The following is a 22818-nucleotide window of genomic DNA, read 5'->3' as shown; positions in this document are numbered from 1 at the left end:
TGAAGTATAGTGTCATACCGAGGCCCCTCCCACGGTATCCAGAAAAAACCTTAATAAAAAGACTGGATGCCGTGATCAAGGAACTAGAATGACATAGCCTTTTCCTTAACGTTCGTACACTAGTCGGTCAAGCCACGATATGACACATAATAATGACAAGAATACACCTAAACCATTCCGGTAGCATTTCTGTTTTTCTTATAATATACCTCGGAAACGTATCTTTTTCCGCCGCTACCACGCTTTAATTGCACGACAATATCGACCACGGATAGAATATATTTTTTTACCTCTTCAGGCGGCATACCTAAATCCGCTTGCATAACCATCAGCTTCATTTGTTCTATCGCCATAGCCGGACTATCGGCATGCAGAGTTGATATAGAACCCGGGTGACCGGTATTAATTGCACGCAAAAAACTAAAAGCTTCTGCACCTCGTAGCTCTCCGACTATAATTCTATCAGGTCGAAGCCGCAAGCACGCTTCTATTAAACTTTGCGTATTAACATTAGCACGACCCTGCCCGCCTTTAGAAGAAAGTAAATGTACTTTATTAGGATGTTTCGGCAATAACACTTCCCTTGCATCTTCTACCGTAATTATTCTTTCTTCTATCGGTATTTCACCAAGTGCCGCATTAGTAAAAGTAGTTTTACCGGTAGAAGTTCCGCCGCTAATAATAATATTTTTCTTTGAAACCACCGCATGTCTAACAAATTCTTTTATCTTTTTTTCCGCTAAGTAATTATTTAGAATTCCTTCATTTTCGTCTATTATTGCTTCAGTAACGGTTGCATCGAAAGCCCCCATTTTAGCATATTCATCTAATGAAAGATTCATAGTACTACCTTTCCTAATCGAATAGATAATTTGCCCTATCTCACAAGCGGGGGGGAATACTATTTGAATACGATAACCATTCGGCAAAGAAGCTGAAAGCAGCGGTTTTTCTTCTGAAATAATTTGCTCTGTAGATTGAGCAACTAAACGCCCGAGCGACATAAGATGCTCAAAATCAAGGTCGGGTATTTGCTTAGAATATATTTCTCCTTTCTTTTCAACCCAAACTTCCCCGGGTTTATTAACCATGATCTCATTAATACCTTCCTCGGCAAATAAATCCTTAAAGGGCAATAAAAATGTTTCTAGTGCAGCAAATGCATCCGCCATACCAACTCCTAATTATAAATAAATACTGATTATTGCATTAACCTTGATTTTAATAATACAGCTTTCGGAAATTTATAATCTTTATTAACATATATTTTAATCGCAGTACCTTGATTAATAGTAGTGGTCGGCTTAAACTCTTGTTGTGCTATCATGTCTTTAACCGTATTAGTTACGTCAGTAAAAGCTTGAGTAGATGCTTGCTGTGCTTGTGTCGGAGCAGAAGCGGTAGTAGCCGTAGTCAATAAACTTGCAGCAGCACTATTTACTGCTTGCACTAAAGCAGCTAATCGTTGAGCTGCAGTATTTGCCGTTGCCGGATTTTGAGCGGTGGTACAACTTTGCGTCATTGAAGAATAAGCCGCCGAAGTTGTATCGGTAATAGCACCGAGTACGCTAGTACAAATCATTACAATTCTTACATCTTCGGTCATGGCAGTATTAGCGGCATTCGATTGAGCTATATTTTGTATTTGCGTTGCAATAGTACTATTCGCCGCTGCAGCTTGTGAGTTAATCGGCGGTGCTACTACTTTGTCAAGGGCATTTGCAAACGCAATATTAAAGGCTGATTGTAAGATAGAGTTAGCAAAACGTTCTTTAAATTTATTATCTACCCTTCCTTGCGTTCCTTTTCTGCCTAAGTTATCTACAGCAATAGCATCAAAATCGATAGTATAACCATTGGTAAGGTCAATCCTACTCCATATTATTGAAATTCTACCGTAAGCGTCTGATGAAGTTCCATAAGTCCCAAAAATCTTCGATCCTTTTGGAATCAAAATAACTTTACCTTTCTCTGAGAATACGTCTCTACTAATCATGGCTTCCACTTCACCGCCAAAATCACTATTTATAGCCGTTTCTAATACTGCATCAATTATTTTGCCTCTACCCAAGATAAAACTCATGTCGCCACGATCTTTAAAAGTCGCTTCTTGCGTCACTTGTTCCGGAGTTTTTTTAACTTCCGTGCCGCCGATTAATACTATGGAAGATTTTCTTTTTGCTTCACGACGTTGTTTTTCTGCATCGCTATCGACTAAATTTGACTGAGCAGACGGCAAAGAAAGAGACGGAGGTAACGGCACTTTATCTTTGTCTTTATCTTCTACCGGAGAAGGCAAAACTGGCGGAGCTACTACTACAGGCGGCGGAGGCGGAGAAGCAGGTGTCTCAAGTTTAGGAGGTTCCGGTAATTTAGGGATTTCGGGAATATTATCCTGAACGTCTTGAGCCGGTTTTGCAATATTAACAAGCGGCACCGAATCCTGAGAATCATCCTTTTTATTACTAAAGAAAAGATAGAAAAATATATATGCAAAAATACCGCAAATTATCACTAAAATAGCGATACTTTTGTTAAAGCTAACAGAAACTTTAGAAAGCTCTTTTTGAACCTCGGGTAACTCGGTCGCTGAAGAATTAGGATTATTAATATTTTGCTCTTCGGCCATAATTAAATTTGTGTTAATTTTAAATGTTCTTCGTGTAACAGTTATATTGATACTTAAAACGTCGTAGTGAAGCACCTTTAGTTTTGTCGCACGGATCGAATTTTTGATGTCATTCCCGCGAAGGCGGGAATCCAGAAAATATTTAAGCGAATTATATAGTAAATTTTTATATAATTTTGCTTATTTTAAGTATTTTCTGGATTCCCGCCTTTAGCTAGAATGACATATAGCACTTTTCTAGAACCACGCAACAATACCTACAGCGGCTCGCCATGACGCTTTACCCTCAAAAATCGTTAGACCTTTTTTTAGGATAATAAAATCTAATTACATATACTAAGTCTTTTTCGCGTCCTTCTTCGAGTTCCATAGCCGCAATATCAAACTCATAAGTTCTTTTATTAGTTATTATAGTCATATTTGTTCTAATATCTTTTTCCAAGGGTTTTATAAACAACCTATTAGCTAGCGGCGTTATTTTCCACGCATAGGCATCTCCCAAAGTTATAGTTTGAATTTCTTCATTCTTGGCAAATTCTATATGAGATTGAAAACCGAAATGTAAAACTAATAAATAAACCTCATTGGGATTATATATATAAGTTTTTATTCTATTATCGGTAGTTATAGATAGGTCATCGATATAATTATCATTATATGATCTAGCCGGTCCTAAAGAACACTCAGCCTTTACCGTGAAGCTACTTAATAATACTATAATTAAAAAACAAAATTTAGCTATTGTCATCGTCTACCCTATATCCGCTTACTTGAAAACCCACCGGGTTTATATCAAGCTCTACGTCTGTTAATTCCATCGGTACATAAGAAAAACTTATCACCGATATTTTGTTAAAAACTCGTCGGTCTCCTGATGTTTCACTTATAGAGAACCTTACTATATATTTATCTTGAGCTAATTTTGACCATGATTTTATCGTTAAAAAAGTAGTGTTATCCTGGGCATATTTTAAGATAGGATCATTATCTTTGTTTCTTATAAACCCTAGATAATTATAGTAAACACTGCTTGTGGAAAGTAATCGAACGGTAGTACGAGCGATAGTTGTAAAATCTACGGGATTATAAGTTTCTCTTGCTACAAGGTATTTTTTTATAAAATATCTTGTAAGAGAATCATCGGCAGCAAGTAGCGTTGAAGAAACAGGGGTCACTATTACCGCCCTTCCCGTACTATCATCAAGCTGAATTACAAACGGATCAAATTGTTTGGAATTTACCACAAAAGCAATCACCAAAGTAGCTATAACCATAAAACTTGTAAGAATTATTAACAATATCATTAATAAATTACGCTGAACGATTATTTTGTCCGATCGTTCTTCATACCAATTTTGAGTAGCTTTTAATGCGTTAAGCGGTTTGTCGCTTACTTGATTTGGCTGTAAGCCGTCTCCGGTTTGCAGTTGCCCATTTTCTTGCTTATTAGTACTCGATTTTAAAGAGCTAAATATATCACTTATTTTGAACATTATATATTATCACATTATGAATGGTTATTTACATAAATAAGTATTATTAAAATAATAAGCATTAATTTTCTAATTTTACAAAGAAAAGCCAATATTCAATTTAAAAAAATAATCTTTAATCATTACGCTATATCAACTAATGAATTAACCGGTCTACGAACACACGGATTTACGGGTACACTAAATAAGTCATTTGATTCAGCCGATACGCAAGGGCTTTTTATTTCATAAGGAGCCGAAGGCGTGCATGATAACAACTGCAAAAGTATAACCAACGATATTGAAAGTTTTAATAATCTTAACATTATTAATTAATTATAAAATTTCTTGTTCTGCTTTAAATTAACTTAGTATAAAATACTTCTCAAGCATTTTTTATAAAAAATTTACTTTTATATGAAAATAAATTAATGAAGCTTGTAAAGTTTCTAATTACTATAGTCTATAATAAATAACGGTTATTATAAATTTAAATTTACAAATTAGTTTTTTTAGTTCAAACTTAATATTATGCACCTGACATAGTAGCAACAAAATAAACTTATTTATTAGTTTAAATAACCAAGCATGTTAATAAATAATAATTATATTTAAATAAATATGCTAGACTTTAGCAAATTAAATGAATAGCTATTAAATAACTATGGATCCAATACTTAGCTCCGTACAAGAATATATTAAATCGGGAGAATATTTCGCCGACGCAAAAAAATGGTATAATTTTAAATATGTAACCCCCTTAAGTCAGAGGTCTTTATTATTTTTAACTTGCACTGTTTTCTTGATATTACTTATAACAATTTGTGTAAGTATTAACGCCTTATTACCGATAAAGCAAAAAGTAAGCTATGCCGTACAATCAAAAACGGAAAAGCACGCGACAATAACCGATACAAACAAAGCTACGCAACATGATCCTTATACTTCCCTTGTTAATATTATGATTAAAAATTATTTAACAAAACGGGAAACGTATAATTATAATACGATAAAAGAGCAGTTTACTTTTATCCAAAATACTTCAACCCGAATAGTTTACATGCAATTTGTTAACTTTATGAATATCGATAACCCTTTATCACCGGTTATGAGATATCAAAAATTATTTAGACGTTCCGTGGTTATATCATCAATTACCAATATTAATGATAACGAAGTAACCGTTATTTTTGAATCATTAGCAAAAAATACTGCCGGTGAAATTTTAGAAAATATGGTATGGGAAGCAACAATAGGTTTTATAATGGACTCAATTAATTCAGATTTAGCTCCAGGATCACCATATAATTTTACCGTTACCAGCTATAAATTAAAATTATTAAAAGATAAGAAATAATATGAAGCAATTATTGATATTTTGTATATTAATATTCTTTACGCTAAATGTATTTGCCGTTAGAGAATCAAGACCGCTTGGTACTGATCCACGTATCAGGATTATGGTTTATAATCCTGACGATGTTTTTAAGTTTACCGGCTATTACGGCTATCAAGCAAGTATAGAACTTGCAAGGGATGAAGAAATCGTCAGTATTTCTATGGGTGATACTACTTCTTGGCAGATCGTACCGGCAGGACATCGGATTTTTATAAAACCTATGGAGCAAGACGCTACCACTAATATGACGCTTATTACTAATAAACGCACTTACTTTTTTGAATTATATGCAGCGGAAACTCTTGATATGAGAGACCCGGAAATGGTTTTTAACGTAAGATTCATCTATCCAGATGACGAAACCGATAGCAGCAGTCATATGCAAACTTATACGGCATCTTTAGCTAGTCCTGATTTAGCTCACCCCGAAAAATATAACTTTAATTACTCTGTTAGCGGTAATGAAGAAATCGCTCCTATCAAAATTTTTGATGACGGCGAATTTACATATCTACAATTTAGGGATAAAAATGCCGAAATACCGGCTATTTTTGCAGTCGACGAAGCCTTAAGAGAGTCTATGGTAAATTATCGCTTAGCACAGGACACTCCTAATATGATCATTATCGAACAGGTTTTTCCAAAATTATCGATACGCAAGGGTAAAAAGGTCACATGTGTATTTAACGACTCCTTTAAGGCGTATTAACGCTGATGTCATTCCTGCACGGTAGTATTTTACATGGCTTAATAAAAGCAGCAGTGTGTCATTCCCGCACAGGCAGGGCGTTGTTGCATGGCTCTAATTTTTGATGTCATTCCCGCGTAGGCGGGAATCCAGAAAAAACACTTAAAATAAGCAAAATTATATAAAAATTTACTATATAATTTGCTTAAATATTCTCTGGATTCCCGCCTACGCGGGAATGACATCTAGCACTTTTTTAGAACCACGCAACAATGCCTATGCTCACTCACAACGACAATATAACTTTATGCACCTTTCAATCTATTTTTTTGCATTAATAATTTTAACATGCGGCTTATTTATAATGCTTACCGGCCGTAATTATGTTCATAAAATTATAGGGTTTGGGGTTTTTCAAAGTTCCGTATTGATTTTTTACTTAGCTCTTGGTAAAATTAACGGCGGCGGAATCCCTATTCAGCAAGAAGGGATAACTGCTTATTCTAGTCCACTACCTCATGTATTAATGCTCACCGCTATCGTCGTCGGATTTGCTACTTTATCGGTGGGGCTTAGTCTAATATATCAAATCTTCAGGCAGTTCGGCACTATCTCGGAAGATGAAATTAATTTTAACGATAATAAATGACTTTACTAATACAACATTTCCCCTCTTTACAAATATTATTACCGCTCGCAGGTGCTTTACTAATAATATTAACTTTCCACCACCTTTTTATTGCTAGAATAATTGCTATTATCTGCGTTTTTGCAAATTTTATACTTAGTATTTACGGCTTTACTATCATAGATGCCGGACAAATATCTTATACCTTCGGCGGATGGAAGCCGTGGGTCGGTATTGAATATCAATTAACATCTTTCAATCAACCTATTATCATCTATCTTAACTTTGTTTTATTATTCTTTTTAGTTTTTTGCCGTAATCTTATTGAAGATACGGTTACAAAATTCATTAGCGATAAAAGAAAATCTTTATTTTACTCGGTATTATTATTTGCTCATACGGGATATTTAGGGATGGTTAGTACTAACGATTTTTTTAATCTCTATGTATTTATTGAAATTGCTTCACTTAGCAGCTATGTTTTAATGGCTCAAGGTAACAATCCTAAAGCTTTTATTGGAGCTTTTGATTATTTAATAATGGGTAGTATCGGTGCAACTTTCATATTAATAGGCATCGGGTTTTTACTTAGCTTTACCGGCAGCCTTAATATGCTAGACGTAGCAACCCGTGTTCAAGGATATTATAATTCTCGAATAGTAATAGCCGGTATTAGCTTCTTTTTAATCGGTGCTATCCTTAAAACTGCTTTTTTTCCTCTACATTTCTGGATGGTAAGAGCTTATACCGGCACTGCTGCGGTTATTCTAACTTACCTTGCCGGTATCTCTACTATAATAGGCATTTATATAATATTTAAATTTAGCCGTTTAGTGTTAAATTACGACGAAATAGCTACACCTTTAGCAAATTTTATAAGACCGATAGCTTTATTTACTATTATTATAGCCCCCTATTTTGCTTATAAAGCAAAATATTTAAGAACTATTATAATTTACTCCGGACTTACGCAAATCGGTTATGCCTTCCTATTATTAATAACAACAGAAGGTGAAACAATTTTACCGGTTTTTTTACTAGTCGACAGCATTAACAAAATCGCTTTATTTTTAATTACTGCCTATAATGAGACATACGGAGAAGTTATTCAAAGTAAAACATCTTGGCGTAGTGTGGTAATAGTTAGCATAATTTGCAGCACCGGCTTACCTATCAGCCCGTTATTTATAATTAAAATTAACATTTTTGATTTACTCATTAGACAAAATTTATGGCTAGATTTTATTATTATATTAATAAGCTCGGTAGGATCGCTCTTTTATCACTATAAAATAGTTAAAATATTATTTTGGGAGCAGAATAATATAGTATTATTGCGTGATAGATAACGCACTTTCGATGTCATTCCTGCGAAAGCAGGAATCCAGTAAAACATATAAAAAACTTGTTTTTTTATATGTTTATTTTATCAAATATATAATTTTTGTACCAATATTAAGGTTATTTTTTTCTGGATTCCCGCTTTCGCGGGAATGACACCGGAGCTATGCAACAACGCTTTCGGTCACTCGCAATGACGTTGATATTAAAACCACAACCATATTAAACAACAACATGATTGAATTATTTGCCGTACCTAACCTTTTGATATTCTCGACATTACTGGTAGGTATGTTAAATTTAACTATTCCTTTCGTCACCAAGGAAGATAGCTTTATTCGTAATTTCCTACTAATTGCAGTGAGTATTTTTTTCTTCGGTAATATTTTAATCATTGATTGGTTATTTTTAAAAGGTATAAGAACTAATATTACATTTCATATATTAGGCAATTATTCTATCGGCTTGTATCTTGAGCCTTTAGGGCTTATTTTCTTGAGTCTGCTTGGATTTTTATGGATATGTGCCTTGCTTTACACTCCAAAATATTTAGCAATTAATAATATTGAAAATTCTGATAGGTTTCTATTTTTCTTTAACTCAAGCATACTTGCCGGTGTTTTTATTGCTTTATCGGCTAATCTTTTTACGATGTTTATTTTTTATGAACTTCTAACTTTAGCAACCGCTTTCCTTATCGGTCATTCCGGTGGAACTAATGTTATGACCGGATTGTATAAATACTTAAAAATTCTAATGATTTCAGCGACGCTATTATTCTTACCTGCCATAATAATTATTTACGTTAAAACCGGCAGCGGAGATTTTACTAGCGGCGGCTTTATCAGTGATTATTTTTCCAAAAACGAGGCTATTATTTTGCTGCTAATGTTTATTTTCGGCATAGCTAAAGCAGCTTTATATCCTGTGCATTCATGGTTATCGGCGGCTATGGTCGCCCATTATCCGGTAAGTAGTTTGCTCCATGCCGTGGTAATAGTTAAAGCCGGTCTATTCTGTATTTATAAAATTTTAATATATATCTTCGGCTTAACATATTTACAATCAATATTTGCACCTTTTAATTGGCTACTATTTTTCCCGATAATAACCATATTTTACAGCTCATTTAAAGCTCTGGGGACGGATAATATCAAGAAAATTCTTGCTTACTCAACTATGAATCAACTAGGCTTAGCTCTGCTTAGTGCCTTTATGCTAACCCCAAAAGCCTTAGGTGCCGCAACATTACATTTAGTTTCTCATTCATTCACTAAAATTTGCTTGTTTTATAGCATGGGAAGTATTTATAGTTTGAAAAAAACTAATCAGGTGCAAGATTTAGCCGGTGTAAGCAAGGAGCTACCGATGGTATCTTTTATCATATTTATTGCCTCGCTATCATTAATAGGTATACCGATTTTTAGCGGCTTTATTAGTAAATTCTCAATATTCCTTGCAGCAAGCGAGCAAAATCAGATTCTAGTAATGGCGGTTATAGTAATTAGCAGTATATTCTCGGCTCTTTATCTTACAAAAATACTTAGTTTTATCTATAAACCGCAATTAGAAAAACAGCCTGAAATATCTAAAAAACTCCCCTATTCTATGCAATTAAGTTTAGTTATATGCTCTTTAGCGATAACATTATTTTACTTTATTCAAATTTTTATTAGAGGATTTTTGGAGTATATTGTATGAGCCTGTAGATTGCACTTTACTTAAAAAGTATATAATCATATAATATGTAAATATGATATTATTTCGAGGTAACAAATGGCACAAATTATTAGAGCAACAGAGGTAGTACGTTCTTTTTCAGATATTATGAACAGGGTTTATTATAAAGGAGAAAGTTTTGATATTCAAAAAGGGCATAATATAGTAGCAAGGATCTCACCTATAGAAAACAAACCTCCTGTACCGACAGGTACTCTAAAGGAGTTTTTAAAGAATGCTCCTAAACTTGATCCTGACGATGCAGAACAATTTATAAAAGATATTGATGATATAAGACGCAGTACTAGAGTAGACATTAAAAAGTTGTATCAAAAATGGGATTAATAATTGATACATCTTTTTCGATGCCATTCTAGTTCAGACGGAGCGTTATTGCATGGCTCGAATTTTTGCAAAGCGTACGGTGTCATTCCCGCGAAGGCGGGAATCTAGACTTTTTTTGTCATGCTGAACTCGTTTCAGCATCTTTTTTAGTAGATACTGAAATAAATTCAGGATGACTTAAAAATATTTTTTTCTGGATTCCCGCCTTCGCGGGAATGACATATGGTACTTTTTTAGAACCATACAACAACACTCCGCCTTCGCAGGAATAACATAAATCTTAATGCAGATAACAGATAACATTCTTCAAATTTCGCTAACTAGTTTTACTCTTATCTTCGATTTCAGTTCGCAAAATAAGTTAATAGCACTAGCATTTTTAATTATTGCAGCGGTTACCGGTTTATATGCATTTAGTCAAAATAGAAAAGTTGAAGTTTTAATAGGCAGTTTATATTGTTTATCTTCGCTTGCTTGCTTATTTGCCGGCGATTTTATTTCTATGCTTATCTTCCTCGAATTCATGACCATATTTGCCTGTATACTTATTTTTTACGGCGAACGCTTAAATAATATGCAAGCCGTAAGGCAATATTTTCTTACTCATCTATTTAGTAGCGGGTTGATTCTTATCGGTATTAGCTTGATAATTGCTAAAACTAACGACAATAAAATTATCTCTTTAACAGAGTTTGCAAGTAACTATAATTTGCCGGCAATATTGATACTTACGGGCTGCTTGATCAATGTCGGTTGTGTATTTTTCACCGGCTGGATAGTTAACTGCTACCCTACTGCTTCCGGTTCAGGCTTTATATATTTAATTAGTTTTACCAGCAAAGTTGCGGCAATAATCTTGCTTAAGTTATTTAGCGGCTTTATTATGCTAAAATTCTTCGGCATAGCAATGATTATATACGGCATGATATATGCTTTAATTGAGCAGAATCTTAAGAGATTATTATGTTATCTTACTATTGCACAGCTTGGTTTTATAGTAATAGCTATCGGAACAAACTCGAATATGCTAACCTATGCCGTTATTAGTTTTCTCTTTATTCATATATTATATAACGGCTTACTTGCTCTATATATCGCCGTAATTACCGATTCGCAAAATATAAAAAATTATTCCGAACTTAAAAATATCTCATTATTACAACATCCTATATTATTAATTAGTTTAATATTTGGTATAGCAATAGCTGCCGGTTTACCGCTATTTGCTACTTTCGCCACCAAAATTGCTCTAATGAACCTAATAGAGTGTAACGTTAGTTATTATGCCGTACTCTTTTTAAAAATATCTACTTGTATAATATTATTCTCAATATTTTTAGAACATGGGTTTTTATCAAAAGCCTTCTCTAATTCTACAAAGTTTTTGGCAAATTTTAGTCTTTTCATCATGTTTAGTATTACGATGATTATTTGCTTATTATTACCGCAAATATTATTGATTACCTGGCAAGACTACCCGCTTGAGATACTGAGCACACAGCGATCAGATATAATTAAACAAATAGGCGTTATAATAATTTCGGCAATTTCAGCCTTAATATTTAGAAAAATCCCAAGAATATCAAGCGAGTATATTAGCCTTGATTTATTCCAATTAATCGAGATAACTCTACGGTATTTTGCCGGCAGATATAAGAAAAAAGATATTAATCATGAAGAGGATAAACAATATTCTTACCTAAAGCCTTATATACAAAATATTTTAAGTAAAATAACTGCTTTTCATAATCAACAAACTAGCATATTTACGGTATTGCTGTTATTAATTATTTTAATTTATATATTATTATAAACAGCATGTTCTATGTCATTTCCGCTGTTGCTGAACGTTGTTGCGTGGATCGAGAAATTAATAAATCCGTCATTGCGAGCGACTGAAAGGAGCGTGGCAATCCAGTTAAATAAATTTTTATACTAAACTTGTTTAGTATTCTAATTAAATCCCTCATATATTCGGGATAGCCTGGATTGCCACGTCGGTACTACGTACCTCCTCGCAATGACGAGGTAAAATCGATCTATGCAACAAGGCTGGCTTGACCAGGGCATGACACCGAACACTTTACAATTTTTTAAATTAATTAAATATATTAAAATTAATCATGAAAAATTTGTTTTTATTGATTAAGTGGGAATTATTGGTACAAAATCGTATTAACAATATTACTAAATATCTTGTTGTATTTTTTTTATTTTGTACTATTAGCACTAGTTTGATTAATAGCCAAGAGGATATTAAAAAATTCGGTTTAGTTTTCTCGGTAATTTGTTTATTAATTTCGTTAATCGGTTTTACGCCGCTTTTATTTAAATCTGATTTAGAAGACGGTAGTTTAGAGTTATTGCTATCAAACTTTAATTCAGAAAAGATTATATTAGCTAAATTTTGTGCTATATTGATAAGTAGTTTTATAGGTATAATTTTAGTTATACCGGTTATTTACATTTTCTTTAGCTTGCAACTATTGGAAATTATACATTTGTTTATCAGTTTATGCCTTTTATTCATGTTAGCAAGTGCTTTAATCGTTTTATCAAGTAGTATGCAAAGCTATTTTAGGACTAATACTAATTTTCTCGGTACGTTTATTATGCCTTTATTAATACCGAGTGTAATAATGACCGGTTTAATTTTGCAAAATAATAATATAAATGATAATTTGGGATTGATTTTTATTATGACCGGAATCAATTTAATATTTTTACCGATTTTATTTTTTTTATCTGCGTATTTAATTAGAAATATTTACAATATTTAAAGTGTATAAAATTATTTTTCTTTGTTTTATTAAAGTGATAGTATAAAATATTTTAGAATATATTTATAATTGTTGAGAGTTGAGAAAAAATTTATGTGGCAAGCTTTAAGAAGGCTAATTGCGGCTAACCCTATGGGACTGTTTCTCTGGGGTATTATTAGCAAATGGTACTTAATGGTGGCAATTACATCGTTAATCGTACTATATTATGTAGCAAAAGGGCTTGACGATATAGGGTTTATAGATTATGTAACTAAAACTGTTTCAGAGGAGTTGGAACAGACAAAAGCAGCTGCTCAAAATTGTACTCCAAAACTCGGAGCCGACTGGAATCATCTTGTTAGATTTTGGAATTGTTTGGGCGATCCGGGAAAATATGAAGTTAGAGAGGGTACGGGTGAGCAGCAATTGCAACAAGGCATGGATAAGCTTATACAAAGCCAACCTGACGGAACAATACCGGAACCTGCTACTCCTGTAGTAAATCCTTATGACTCGGGTAATACCAGTAATAATAACCAGTAAAGTATATTTTTGTTGCAGGCTATAAAAATTATTAACTATCGATGTCATACCGAGGCTTGTACTTGCGTTGTTGCGTGGATACCCCAAACGTCATTGCAAGCGACTAAAGGCGTTGTTGCGTGACTCGAATTTTTGATGTCATTCCTGCGAAAGCAGGAATCCAGAAAAAACACTTAAAATAAGTAAAATTATATAAAAATTTACTATATAATTCGCTTAAATATTCTCTGGATTCCCGCCTTCGCGGGAATGACATACAGCACTTTTTTCGATCCATGCAACAACAGAGGTACAAGTCACGGCATGACATCGTACTTTTTTAATCCAAGTACAAATATTAAAATATGACATTATCTGAAATGACAGAGCAATTATTGAAAGACGAGCTGGATAAGCAGACACGTAGGGACTTTATGGTGCTATCCGCTACCGGTATAGCAGCGGTCGGAGCGGTTTGTACTGCGTGGCCGTTAATTGATTCCTTAAATCCTTCTGCCGATGTGCTGGCTTTGTCGTCAATTGAAGTTGATTTATCTAATATTGCGGCAGGTCAGACTGTTACCGTGAAATGGCAAGGAAAACCTGTTTTTATTACTAATCGCACTCCTGATAAAATCACCGAAGCAAGAAATGTTAAAATGTCGGAGCTGATCGACCCCGAAGCGGATCAAGATAGAGTTAAGGCTGGGCATGATAATTGGCTAGTAACTATCGGCATTTGTACGCATTTGGGATGCGTTCCCTTGGCTAATCAAGGTGAGTATGACGGCTGGTTTTGCCCGTGCCACGGTTCGCAATATGATTCTTCCGGTAGAGTTCGTAGAGGTCCTGCACCGTTAAATTTAGCAATCCCGCCTTATAGCTTTATCAGTGATAAAAAAATCAGAATCGGATAATTATTTATGCACGAAAATAATACTCCGGAAAAATCTTCTGGCTCAATAATAGAATGGATCGACTATAGATTACCCATTTTTTCCTTTTTAAAACATTTTAGCCAGTATCAAACTCCTAAAAATTTAAGTTATTTGTGGAATTTAGGCTCGATAGCCGGCATTGCGTTAGTAATTCAAATAATTACCGGCGTAGTTTTGGCGATGCACTATACGCCTCATGTCGATTATGCATTTGATAGTGTCGAGAAAATAATGCGCAACGTTAATTATGGCTGGTTGATACGTTATGCACATGCAGTCGGGGCTTCGATGTTTTTCGCTGCCGTGTATTTACATATTTGTCGAGGGCTATATTACGGTTCATACAAAGCACCACGTGAATTGCTTTGGCATATCGGCATTATTATTTTCCTAACCATGATGGCAACCGCTTTTATGGGCTATGTACTCCCTTGGGGGCAAATGAGTTACTGGGGAGCAACGGTAATTACTAATTTATTTTCGGCCATTCCGTTTGTCGGCAAATCAATAGTTACTTGGTTGTGGGGTGGATTCTCGGTTGATAACCCCACTCTTAATAGATTCTTTGCACTGCATTATTTGCTGCCGTTTATTATTGTTGCACTTGTGTTATTGCATATCGTTGCTCTGCACCGACACGGCTCGAATAACCCCAAGGGGATTGATGTTAAGACCCCTAAAGATACTATTCCTTTTCATCCATATTATACTGTTAAGGATTTTGTCGGATTCGGCGTTTATTTTATAATATTTGCCTATTTTATCTTTTATCAGCCGAATTATCTAGGACATCCCGATAATTACATACCGGCGAACCCGTTAGTAACGCCGGCACATATCGTCCCTGAATGGTATTTTTTACCCTTCTATGCAATATTGCGAGCCGTGCCGTCAAAGCTTGGCGGGGTATTGCTAATGTTTTCAAGTATATTTGTGTTATTTGTTCTGCCTTGGCTTGATAGCTCAAAGGTAAGGAGTAGCAATTACCGACCTATCTATCGCATTGCTTTCTGGATATTTATTGCGGATTGTTTACTGCTCGGTTATTTAGGCGGTCAACCGGCAGAAGAGCCGTATATTACGTTAAGTCGTTTTGCTGCAAGCTATTATTTCTTTCATTTTTTAGTCGCATTGCCGTTAATTAGCAAATACGAAAAGCCGTTACCGCTACCGGAGGAGTTATAAAAGCCTCTTATAATGATGTGATAGTTATAAGCGTAGGAACGACATTTATAGAGAAGAATATTATGAAACAAACAAACTGGGCTGAACCACAAAAAGTAACAGCTTCCTATGCATGGAGAAGATTTTTTGCTAGAGGCGTTGATTGCCTTTTTTATTGGTATTTGGTTAATTTAACATTAAAAATAATTAATTATGCTTTTTCTGTAAATTATTTTTACACAATTAAAGATAAATTAAATAATAACTATTTTATACAGTGGGTGGTAACAACTTATATATGGTTATTTGTTAATGCATTTTTAATGCATTATTTTGGTAATACGCTGGGAAAAAAAATATTAGGTATAAAAGTATTAGAATCAAATAATATGGAACCAAGCCTTATTAGACTTATTAAACGCGAATTCTTAGTGTTATTAAAAGGTATGGCATTAGGAATTCCTATTATCAGTTTGATACCAACATTTTTATCTTATAAGAAGTTAATCAAATTTCAAAATACTTCATGGGATACAAAAATGAATTTTAAGATAATATATCGCAAGCAAAGTTTATTAATTACTCTTATTATTATATTTGTTTATATTATTTTTTTTGAGTTGCTGAATATTTTAAAATAATTCGTTTATGCAAGTTAAATTTATCATTTCTATTTTTATATTGTTGATATCTCAGATTACGCTAGCCAACGAAGCTTTGCCGCCGAAAAAGATGAATTGGCCGTTTGATGGAGTGTTCGGTAGTGTTGACCGTGAGGCAGCCCAAAGGGGCTTTCAGGTTTATAAAGAAGTATGTAGCGTTTGCCACGGACTATATAATTTATCTTACCGGAACTTGAAAGATATCGGCTTTTCCGAAGATGAAATAAAGGAAATAGCCAAAGGTTACACTGTTAAGGACGGTCCGAACGATGAGGGTGAAATGTTTGATAGACCCGCTTTGCCGGCTGATCATTTTGTGCAGCCCTATCCAAATGAGCAAGCAGCAAGAGCCGCAAATAACGGTGCTTATCCGCCGGATTTGTCATTGATTATTAAAGCCCGTCATGATGGAGCCGATTATTTATATTCTCTACTTACCGGTTATGCCGATGCACCTGCCGGCTTTAAATTAATGTCGGGGCTAAGCTATAACCCATATTTTGCCAATGATCAAATTGCTATGCCGCCGCCACTCACAAACGGGCAAGTGACTTATATAGACGGCACGCCTGCAACTGTTGAGCAAATGAGTAGAGACGTTGCCGTATTTTTGCAATGGGCGGCGGAGCCGGAAATGGAACACCGTAAATCTATGGGACTTAAAGTAATGATGTTTTTAGTAGTATTTACTATATTATTTTATATTGCTAAAAACCGCATCTGGTCAGATTTTAAATAAAGGGTAAATTTCACTAGCAACGGTTTTCGGTATTTTTAATACTATAAATTAATTTATTACTTGACTATTGCTATTACTTAGGTATCACACCTAATCTAATGATGCTTAACTTCCATCGTTGATAATACCAACTTTAAAAAATCTTGGTTTTTATGCCGGGAGCCCTCTATCTTTTATATATGCATAAAAGGTAGAGGAGGTTGTTTATACAACGACTGAAGTTAGCTCTCGGCACCATTTTTATCAGATATTAATTTTTGTAGATAGTAGGCTTTGCTGCATGGCTCGAAAAACCCCGTCATTGAGAAGGCACAAAGGCATTATTGCATGGCTCTAGAACTTGCCCAAACGTTATTGCGAGCGACTGAAAGGAGTGCAGCAATCCAATTTTTGTCATGCCGAACTCGTTCCGGCATCTTTTTTGTAGAACCTGAAATAAATTCAGGATGGCTATTATTTTATTAAATTGCCACAGCCACTTCGTGGCTAGCGTTGTTGCATGGCTCGAATTTTTGATGTCATTCTAGCTAAAAGTGGGAATCTAGAGAATATTTAAGCAAATTATATAGTAAATTTTTATATAATTTTACTTATTTTAAGTGTTTTTTCTGGATTCCTGCTTTTAGCTAGAATGACATATAGCACTTTTCTTGCTCCATGCAACAATTCTTTCGTGGCTTCGCAATGACGGATTTTTATTAATTTCTTGGTCCATGCAACGATGTTTGTCTAATATCAAGGGGATAGGTAAAGGATACTATTCTGATTGTATATTAGGTTTGAGGTATTTAGAATGACCCGTTTTATAAAAGTGACATATCTGTTCAATATAATTACGAAAATCCGTATTTTCTTTAGCTAAACGGTTCGCCGTATCCCAGTCTATTTCTTGCCGTTCTTTTGCCGGAATTTTAATATAGCTTTCTAAAGGGTCATCTATATTAAGCTCAATAACACCAATCCCATGTAAGTTGCATAGTATTGTTAGTTCTTTTATTGTATTTTTACCTTGAATTTCTGTGGTAACTAAATATCCCAAATTAGCCCAAGAAGAATTGCTAACAGCTTGAAAAAATACTTCACGAACATTGACCGGATTAATGAATGTTTTTACTTCATATGAGGTTAATTTTGTTTTTTTGTTAAAATATTCCCTTACACAATCTTTGATTTCACGATTCCAATCAGTACTTAGATCTTCTACTCCAACAATATCGGGATATAACCATTTATTACCGTTCCGCCCACGCTTGTTGGCTGAACGTTTTTCGTTAATGCGATGACTATATATATTGAGCTCTGAGTGTAAATATGTGGATAATTTACTATACAAATCTTTTTCTTTTAGCAAAGGCTGGTTTTGTGAAGAAGAGATAGAAGTATTAAACATCTCTGTCTGCTCAACTTCTTCTGTATCGATTTCTGCCTGCTTGGCTTCTTCTATATCGGTTTTTTCGGTATAGTAATATTTACGAGGTCGTCCTTCTATCGTTTTAATTTGAGGGTACTTCTTCTGTAAGCTTGGTCAAAGCCTTCCGATCTCAGCTGCAATTTGCTCGATCAAAGCCTTATCATCTATTAATAATATTTTGGTTGCTTTACTTCTTTGTCGTTTTTCTTCGCATTCTCTAGGATAATTTTTAAAAATTTCTTTGGCAAGCTCGCGAGCTGTAAATTTCTCGTTAGAGTGTTTTTGTAAAAATTCAGGAATAATTTTTGGTAAATTTAATGTCATACCTATTCTTATTTTCATTTCTTGCTGATACTGGTGTTGGTTGCATGGCTCTCAGAAGGCGTCGTTGCATGGATCGAAAAAAGCACTGTAGGTCATTCCCACGAAAGCGGGAATGACGTTGATAGCGTTTTTATTGTTCTGTTTTACCCTTCATGTGTAGCATCAGCATTATCGCCTGCTAACCCGGATATTGCATGAGATATAGGAGACAAAATCCTCGTAAAGCTGTATAATACTGGTATTTCATTAGAATAATACAAAGGATTTTGTCATGACAAATTGTATAGCATATAGTTACCAGTTTTCCAAAGTAAAAAATCGGACAATAGAGATAAATTTCACTGGAGGTGATATTAGTAGCGATGGAGGTGTGTTGTTATTAAGAGAAGCAGATAAAAGGCTTGGTATAACAGAGGAGCTTGCTAAAATATTTCCTGATAGACGAGATGGTAGTAAAATTACCCATAATATGGCAACAATGCTGAGGCAACGAATTTATGGTATTGCATTAGGTTATGAAGATTTAAATGACCACAATTATCTACGAAAATGTCCTGCTATGCAAACAGCTATGGAAACAATTGATGATATGGCAAGTAGTTCTACCTTATGTCGTATAGAAAACAATGCTGATAGACACTTTGCAATTAAAGTGCATGAACTAATGCTTGATAAATTTATTAAGTCTCATAAAATAGTACCAAAGCAGCTAATACTTGATTTTGATGCTACGGATGATGAAATTCATGGGCAACAGGAAGGTAAGTTTTATCATGGTTATTACGGTCATAATTGCTTTTTACCTTTGTATGTTTTTTGTGGAAAGCATCTGTTAGTTAGTTATCTTAGGACGTCAAAGCAGGATCAAGCAAAACATTCTTGGGCAATATTATCATTGTTAGTAAAACGTTTTCGCCAAGCTTGGCCAGAGGTAAAGATTATTTTTCGTGGTGATAGTGGATTTTGTCGTCATCAGATGTTTGATTGGTGTGATATTCATAATATAAAATATATTGTAGGAATGCCCCAAAATAACAGACTAAATGAGTTACTGAAACCTACAATGGAGAAGTCAAAAGCAGCATTTATTATAACCCAAGAAAAGCAACGTCTTTTTAGTGAGTTTCCATATAAGGCTGGTAGTTGGAGTCATGAACGTAGAATAATTGGTAAGGCAGAAATGACAATGCTTGGAGAAAATCCAAGGTATATAGTAACTAATTTATCAGATAAACCTGAAGATTTATACGACAAAGTTTACTGTGGTCGTGGTGATATGGAAAACCGTATAAAAGAGCAACAACTAGAATTATTTGCAGATCGTACTTCTTGTCATAGATGGTGGGCTAATCAGCTCAGAATGATTTTATCGGGTCTTGCATACACTTTAGTAGAATATATCAGAGGTAATTTATTACAAGGTAGTGCATTAGCAAAAGCACAAATAGGTACAATACGTTTAAAATTATTAAAAATTGGGGTAGTAATTATCCGTAATACTAGGCGTATTAAGTTTTTGTTATCTTCATCATATCCTTACCGACAGGTATGGAATCATGTGATGAAGAAATTAGCATTAGAATAACCTAGATTAGCACTGTTCCCGGTGCTTAGAAAAAATGGGGTAAGGGGCATTACATCTAAAATTTGAAAATAACGGCTTCAAAGCACTTTTTGGCAAAATTTTTACAAAAGTATCATTGCTAATATTATAAATTACTCAATTTCTTACTTTAAATCTCACTTCATGCAATATCCGGGCTAAGTGTATCTCTGCCTTCTCAGGGTTTTCTGATGTTCCACCGCCAAGTCCAGTTTTTTCTTTTGCAATTTGTACCGCTTCTTTATGATCGGAGGCATCAGGGTTAGTAATATGGCTGACATGAACGCCTGTATTGTTTTCAACAGATTTATCGGCAGCCCTACCTAATTTATCGGCTTCTTTGTCTAATTGCTTGGTGCCTTTATCTATTTCTTTACTAAGTTGTTTTCCAAGTTTTTTCATAACTACCTCCATAATTTACAGTTTATAATATAATTATAACATTTAACTTGTCATATGCAAGAATTTTTAGAAAAAAATAGATGGCATTGCTAAATAAAGAAAGATACCTTGGAAAATCTACGTCATTGCGAGGAAATTACGAAGTAATTGACGTGGCAATCTAGGAAAAAATGACAAAAAGTGCTATGAAATTTATTATTTTCTGGATTGCCACGTTCCTTACAGTCGCTCGCAATGACGATATCTATCTTTATTTTACAGATTAACTTTATTCACAGAGCCTAGCTATTAAATTTTGTACGGACGAATTAAAGACTTTGAAAATAGAGTTTGGCATTAGACCGAAATAAATAATTAAAAAGCATAAAGGAGCGATCGCAATTATTTCATAGGTATATAAATCTTTAAAACTTAGAATCTCTTTATTGTTTATCTCTCCAAGCATTACTTCTTTGTAAAGTTTTAGCATATAAATTGCACCGAGAATTATCCCAAGTGCTGCCGCAAAAGCAGCTAATATATTAACGTGATAAATACCGAGTAAACTTAAAAATTCTCCTATAAAACCGCTGCTACCAGGTAGACCTATAGAGCCAAGCATTGCAATCATGAAAAAAACGGCAAGTATCGGCATTTTGCTTGCCACACCGCCATATTGCACTATTTCTTTCGTATGTAGCCTTTCGTATAAAGTACCGACTATCAAGAATAAGCAAGAAGATACCACGCCGTGGCTAAGCATCTGAAATAAAGCACCTTTAATTCCGGCTTCCGTAAAGCTAAAAATACCTGCCGTCACATACCCCATATGGGCAACCGATGAATAGGCAATCATTTTTTTCATATCTTTTTGTGCTAACGCAACAAGTGAGGCATATATTATTGCTAAAATACTCAAAGCTAACACATAAACGGCAAATTCTTTGGAAGCTATGGGCAGCAAAGGCAATAAAACACGTAAAAAGCCATATCCGCCAAGCTTTAGCAGAATACCGGCAAGTATTACCGAACCGGCGGTAGGAGCTTGAACGTGAGCATCAGGAAGCCAAGTATGAAACGGCAACATCGGGATTTTTACTGCAAAGGCTATAAAAATTGCCCACCATAAAAATTGTTGTGCCAGTAACGGTAAATTAGCAAGTGAGCTGCCCAACTCTAATAAATTGAAACTATGAAATTTACTATAAATATAGATTAACGATAACAGGAAAAACACTGAACCGAAGAAAGTATATAAAAAGAATTTAAGAGCGGCATAAACTCTATTTTCTCCTCCCCATATCCCGATAATAATATACATCGGGATTAGTATCACCTCGAAAAAAAGATAAAATAATAATAAATTTATGGAAGTAAACGCACCGATACAAAAGGATTCAATCAATAAAAAACATAATAAATATTCTTTTATGTATTTTTTAACGGTAAATAAGCTAGCTATTATACAAATAAGCGTAAGAAAAGAGGTTAAAACTACAAATAATATTGATATACCGTCAACGCCGACATGGAATTCAAGCCCGATTTTCTCGATCCAGCTATAACGCTCAACAAATTGATAAGAGGAATTTTTTGAATTAAATTCTATTAATATATAAATGGTTGAGATAAAAGTTAAAACAGAGCTAAGCACCGCTACATACATTGTATATATTTGCCTGTTCGGCTTTTTGCTCTGACTAATAAATAATATGATATATAACGCACTTATCAACGGCAGAAAAATACTAATTGATATAATCGGTAATTCTAACATTTGAAACTCTAAAATATTTTTTTCAGCTTAAGGGGATAACGCTTGTCATGCCGTGGCTTGACTCTCTAATGTATGAACGTTCCCGATGTCATTCCCTCGAAAGAGGGAATCTACTTAACAATATAACAAAATTAGTAAGTTAGATACCAGCTTTCGCTGGTATGACACCAAAAATTCGATCCACGCAACAAGGTCTTCCCGCGAAGGCGGGGATCCAGAAAAAAACACTTAAAATAGGCAAAATTATATAAAAATTTACTATATAATTCGTTTAAATATTCTCTGGATTCCCGCCTTCGCGGGAATGACATAGA

The 22818-nt window shown here is 34.4% G+C and carries 23 protein-coding genes; 14 read left to right on the top strand and 9 right to left on the bottom strand.

Annotated features, from left to right (window positions below):
• Positions 1–167: 167 nt before the first annotated feature.
• From virB11 to AAGD48_RS02790, 5 genes are all read right to left on the bottom strand, one after another.
• Positions 168–1172 carry a P-type DNA transfer ATPase VirB11 gene (gene virB11 / locus AAGD48_RS02810; protein ID WP_341790375.1) on the bottom strand — a complete coding sequence of 335 codons (1005 nt, stop codon included), beginning with the start codon at positions 1170–1172 and terminating at the stop codon, positions 168–170.
• Positions 1173–1201: 29 nt separating this feature from the next.
• Positions 1202–2629: a TrbI/VirB10 family protein gene (locus AAGD48_RS02805; RefSeq protein WP_341790374.1), complete on the bottom strand. Its 1428-nt coding sequence runs from the start codon at positions 2627–2629 to the stop codon at positions 1202–1204.
• A gap of 286 nt (positions 2630–2915) precedes the next feature.
• Positions 2916–3377, bottom strand: coding sequence for a TrbG/VirB9 family P-type conjugative transfer protein (locus tag AAGD48_RS02800; RefSeq protein WP_341790373.1), 462 nt, complete (start codon positions 3375–3377; stop codon positions 2916–2918).
• On the bottom strand, positions 3364–4113 hold the full coding sequence (locus AAGD48_RS02795) for a virB8 family protein (RefSeq protein ID WP_341790713.1): 750 nt from the start codon (positions 4111–4113) through the stop codon (positions 3364–3366). Before AAGD48_RS02795 ends, AAGD48_RS02800 begins: the two co-directional genes overlap by 14 nt.
• 131 nt (positions 4114–4244) lie before the next feature.
• On the bottom strand, positions 4245–4427 hold the full coding sequence (locus AAGD48_RS02790) for a DUF2706 domain-containing protein (RefSeq protein WP_341790372.1): 183 nt from the start codon (positions 4425–4427) through the stop codon (positions 4245–4247).
• Between the two features lie 338 nt (positions 4428–4765).
• Between AAGD48_RS02790 and AAGD48_RS02785 the strand changes: the two genes are divergently transcribed.
• From AAGD48_RS02785 to AAGD48_RS02725, 13 genes are all read left to right on the top strand, one after another.
• Entirely contained in the window at positions 4766–5458 is a 693-nt protein-coding gene (locus tag AAGD48_RS02785; protein ID WP_341790371.1) for a virB8 family protein, read from the top strand.
• Position 5459: 1 nt separating this feature from the next.
• A complete protein-coding gene (gene virB9, locus AAGD48_RS02780; RefSeq protein WP_341790370.1) occupies positions 5460–6209 on the top strand; it encodes a P-type conjugative transfer protein VirB9 in 750 nt (249 codons plus the stop codon).
• A gap of 286 nt (positions 6210–6495) precedes the next feature.
• Complete coding sequence (locus AAGD48_RS02775; protein ID WP_341790712.1) at positions 6496–6837, top strand: Na+/H+ antiporter subunit C; 342 nt, start codon at positions 6496–6498, stop codon at positions 6835–6837.
• Positions 6834–8165, top strand: coding sequence for a proton-conducting transporter membrane subunit (locus AAGD48_RS02770; RefSeq protein WP_341790369.1), 1332 nt, complete (start codon positions 6834–6836; stop codon positions 8163–8165). Before AAGD48_RS02775 ends, AAGD48_RS02770 begins: the two co-directional genes overlap by 4 nt.
• Before the next feature lie 226 nt (positions 8166–8391).
• Complete coding sequence (locus AAGD48_RS02765) at positions 8392–9858, top strand: proton-conducting transporter membrane subunit (protein WP_341790368.1); 1467 nt, start codon at positions 8392–8394, stop codon at positions 9856–9858.
• 75 nt (positions 9859–9933) lie between these two features.
• A complete protein-coding gene (locus tag AAGD48_RS02760) occupies positions 9934–10221 on the top strand; it encodes an antitoxin (RefSeq protein WP_341790367.1) in 288 nt (95 codons plus the stop codon).
• Between the two features lie 283 nt (positions 10222–10504).
• Positions 10505–12034, top strand: coding sequence for a proton-conducting transporter membrane subunit (locus AAGD48_RS02755; protein ID WP_341790366.1), 1530 nt, complete (start codon positions 10505–10507; stop codon positions 12032–12034).
• Positions 12035–12344: 310 nt separating this feature from the next.
• Complete coding sequence (locus AAGD48_RS02750; RefSeq protein ID WP_341790365.1) at positions 12345–13001, top strand: heme exporter protein CcmB; 657 nt, start codon at positions 12345–12347, stop codon at positions 12999–13001.
• Between the two features lie 93 nt (positions 13002–13094).
• Positions 13095–13526 carry a DUF2670 domain-containing protein gene (locus tag AAGD48_RS02745; RefSeq protein WP_341790364.1) on the top strand — a complete coding sequence of 144 codons (432 nt, stop codon included), beginning with the start codon at positions 13095–13097 and terminating at the stop codon, positions 13524–13526.
• 344 nt (positions 13527–13870) lie between these two features.
• Positions 13871–14422: a ubiquinol-cytochrome c reductase iron-sulfur subunit gene (petA, locus tag AAGD48_RS02740; RefSeq protein WP_410526023.1), complete on the top strand. Its 552-nt coding sequence runs from the start codon at positions 13871–13873 to the stop codon at positions 14420–14422.
• Between the two features lie 6 nt (positions 14423–14428).
• Positions 14429–15628 (top strand): cytochrome b, encoded by a 1200-nt coding sequence (locus tag AAGD48_RS02735; protein WP_341790363.1) that lies wholly within the window; start codon positions 14429–14431, stop codon positions 15626–15628.
• Between the two features lie 62 nt (positions 15629–15690).
• Positions 15691–16248, top strand: a complete 558-nt coding sequence (locus AAGD48_RS02730; RefSeq protein ID WP_341790362.1) for an RDD family protein — start codon at positions 15691–15693, stop codon at positions 16246–16248.
• Positions 16249–16255: 7 nt separating this feature from the next.
• On the top strand, positions 16256–17008 hold the full coding sequence (locus AAGD48_RS02725) for a cytochrome c1 (protein WP_341790361.1): 753 nt from the start codon (positions 16256–16258) through the stop codon (positions 17006–17008).
• Positions 17009–17765: 757 nt separating this feature from the next.
• On the opposite strand, the gene AAGD48_RS02720 is transcribed toward AAGD48_RS02725, so the two are convergent.
• A complete protein-coding gene (locus tag AAGD48_RS02720) occupies positions 17766–18398 on the bottom strand; it encodes a hypothetical protein (protein WP_341790360.1) in 633 nt (210 codons plus the stop codon).
• Positions 18399–18533: 135 nt separating this feature from the next.
• Positions 18534–18761, bottom strand: coding sequence for a hypothetical protein (locus tag AAGD48_RS02715; protein ID WP_341790359.1), 228 nt, complete (start codon positions 18759–18761; stop codon positions 18534–18536).
• A 253-nt stretch (positions 18762–19014) separates the two neighbouring features.
• On the opposite strand from AAGD48_RS02715, the gene AAGD48_RS02710 reads away from it, so the two are divergent.
• Entirely contained in the window at positions 19015–20328 is a 1314-nt protein-coding gene (locus AAGD48_RS02710; protein ID WP_341789277.1) for an IS1380 family transposase, read from the top strand.
• 135 nt (positions 20329–20463) lie between these two features.
• Here the strand turns inward: AAGD48_RS02710 and AAGD48_RS02705 are convergent, their stop codons facing one another.
• Both AAGD48_RS02705 and AAGD48_RS02700 read right to left on the bottom strand, forming a co-directional pair.
• Positions 20464–20748: a hypothetical protein gene (locus tag AAGD48_RS02705; RefSeq protein WP_341790358.1), complete on the bottom strand. Its 285-nt coding sequence runs from the start codon at positions 20746–20748 to the stop codon at positions 20464–20466.
• Between the two features lie 268 nt (positions 20749–21016).
• Positions 21017–22504, bottom strand: coding sequence for an NADH-quinone oxidoreductase subunit M (locus tag AAGD48_RS02700; protein ID WP_341790357.1), 1488 nt, complete (start codon positions 22502–22504; stop codon positions 21017–21019).
• Between the last annotated feature and the right edge of the window lie 314 nt (positions 22505–22818).

Source organism: Rickettsia endosymbiont of Polydrusus tereticollis (assembly GCF_964026385.1).
Lineage (GTDB): Bacteria > Pseudomonadota > Alphaproteobacteria > Rickettsiales > Rickettsiaceae > Rickettsia.
The sequence above is the reverse complement of the archived record's forward strand: the minus strand, read 5'-3'. Positions and strand labels throughout refer to the sequence as shown.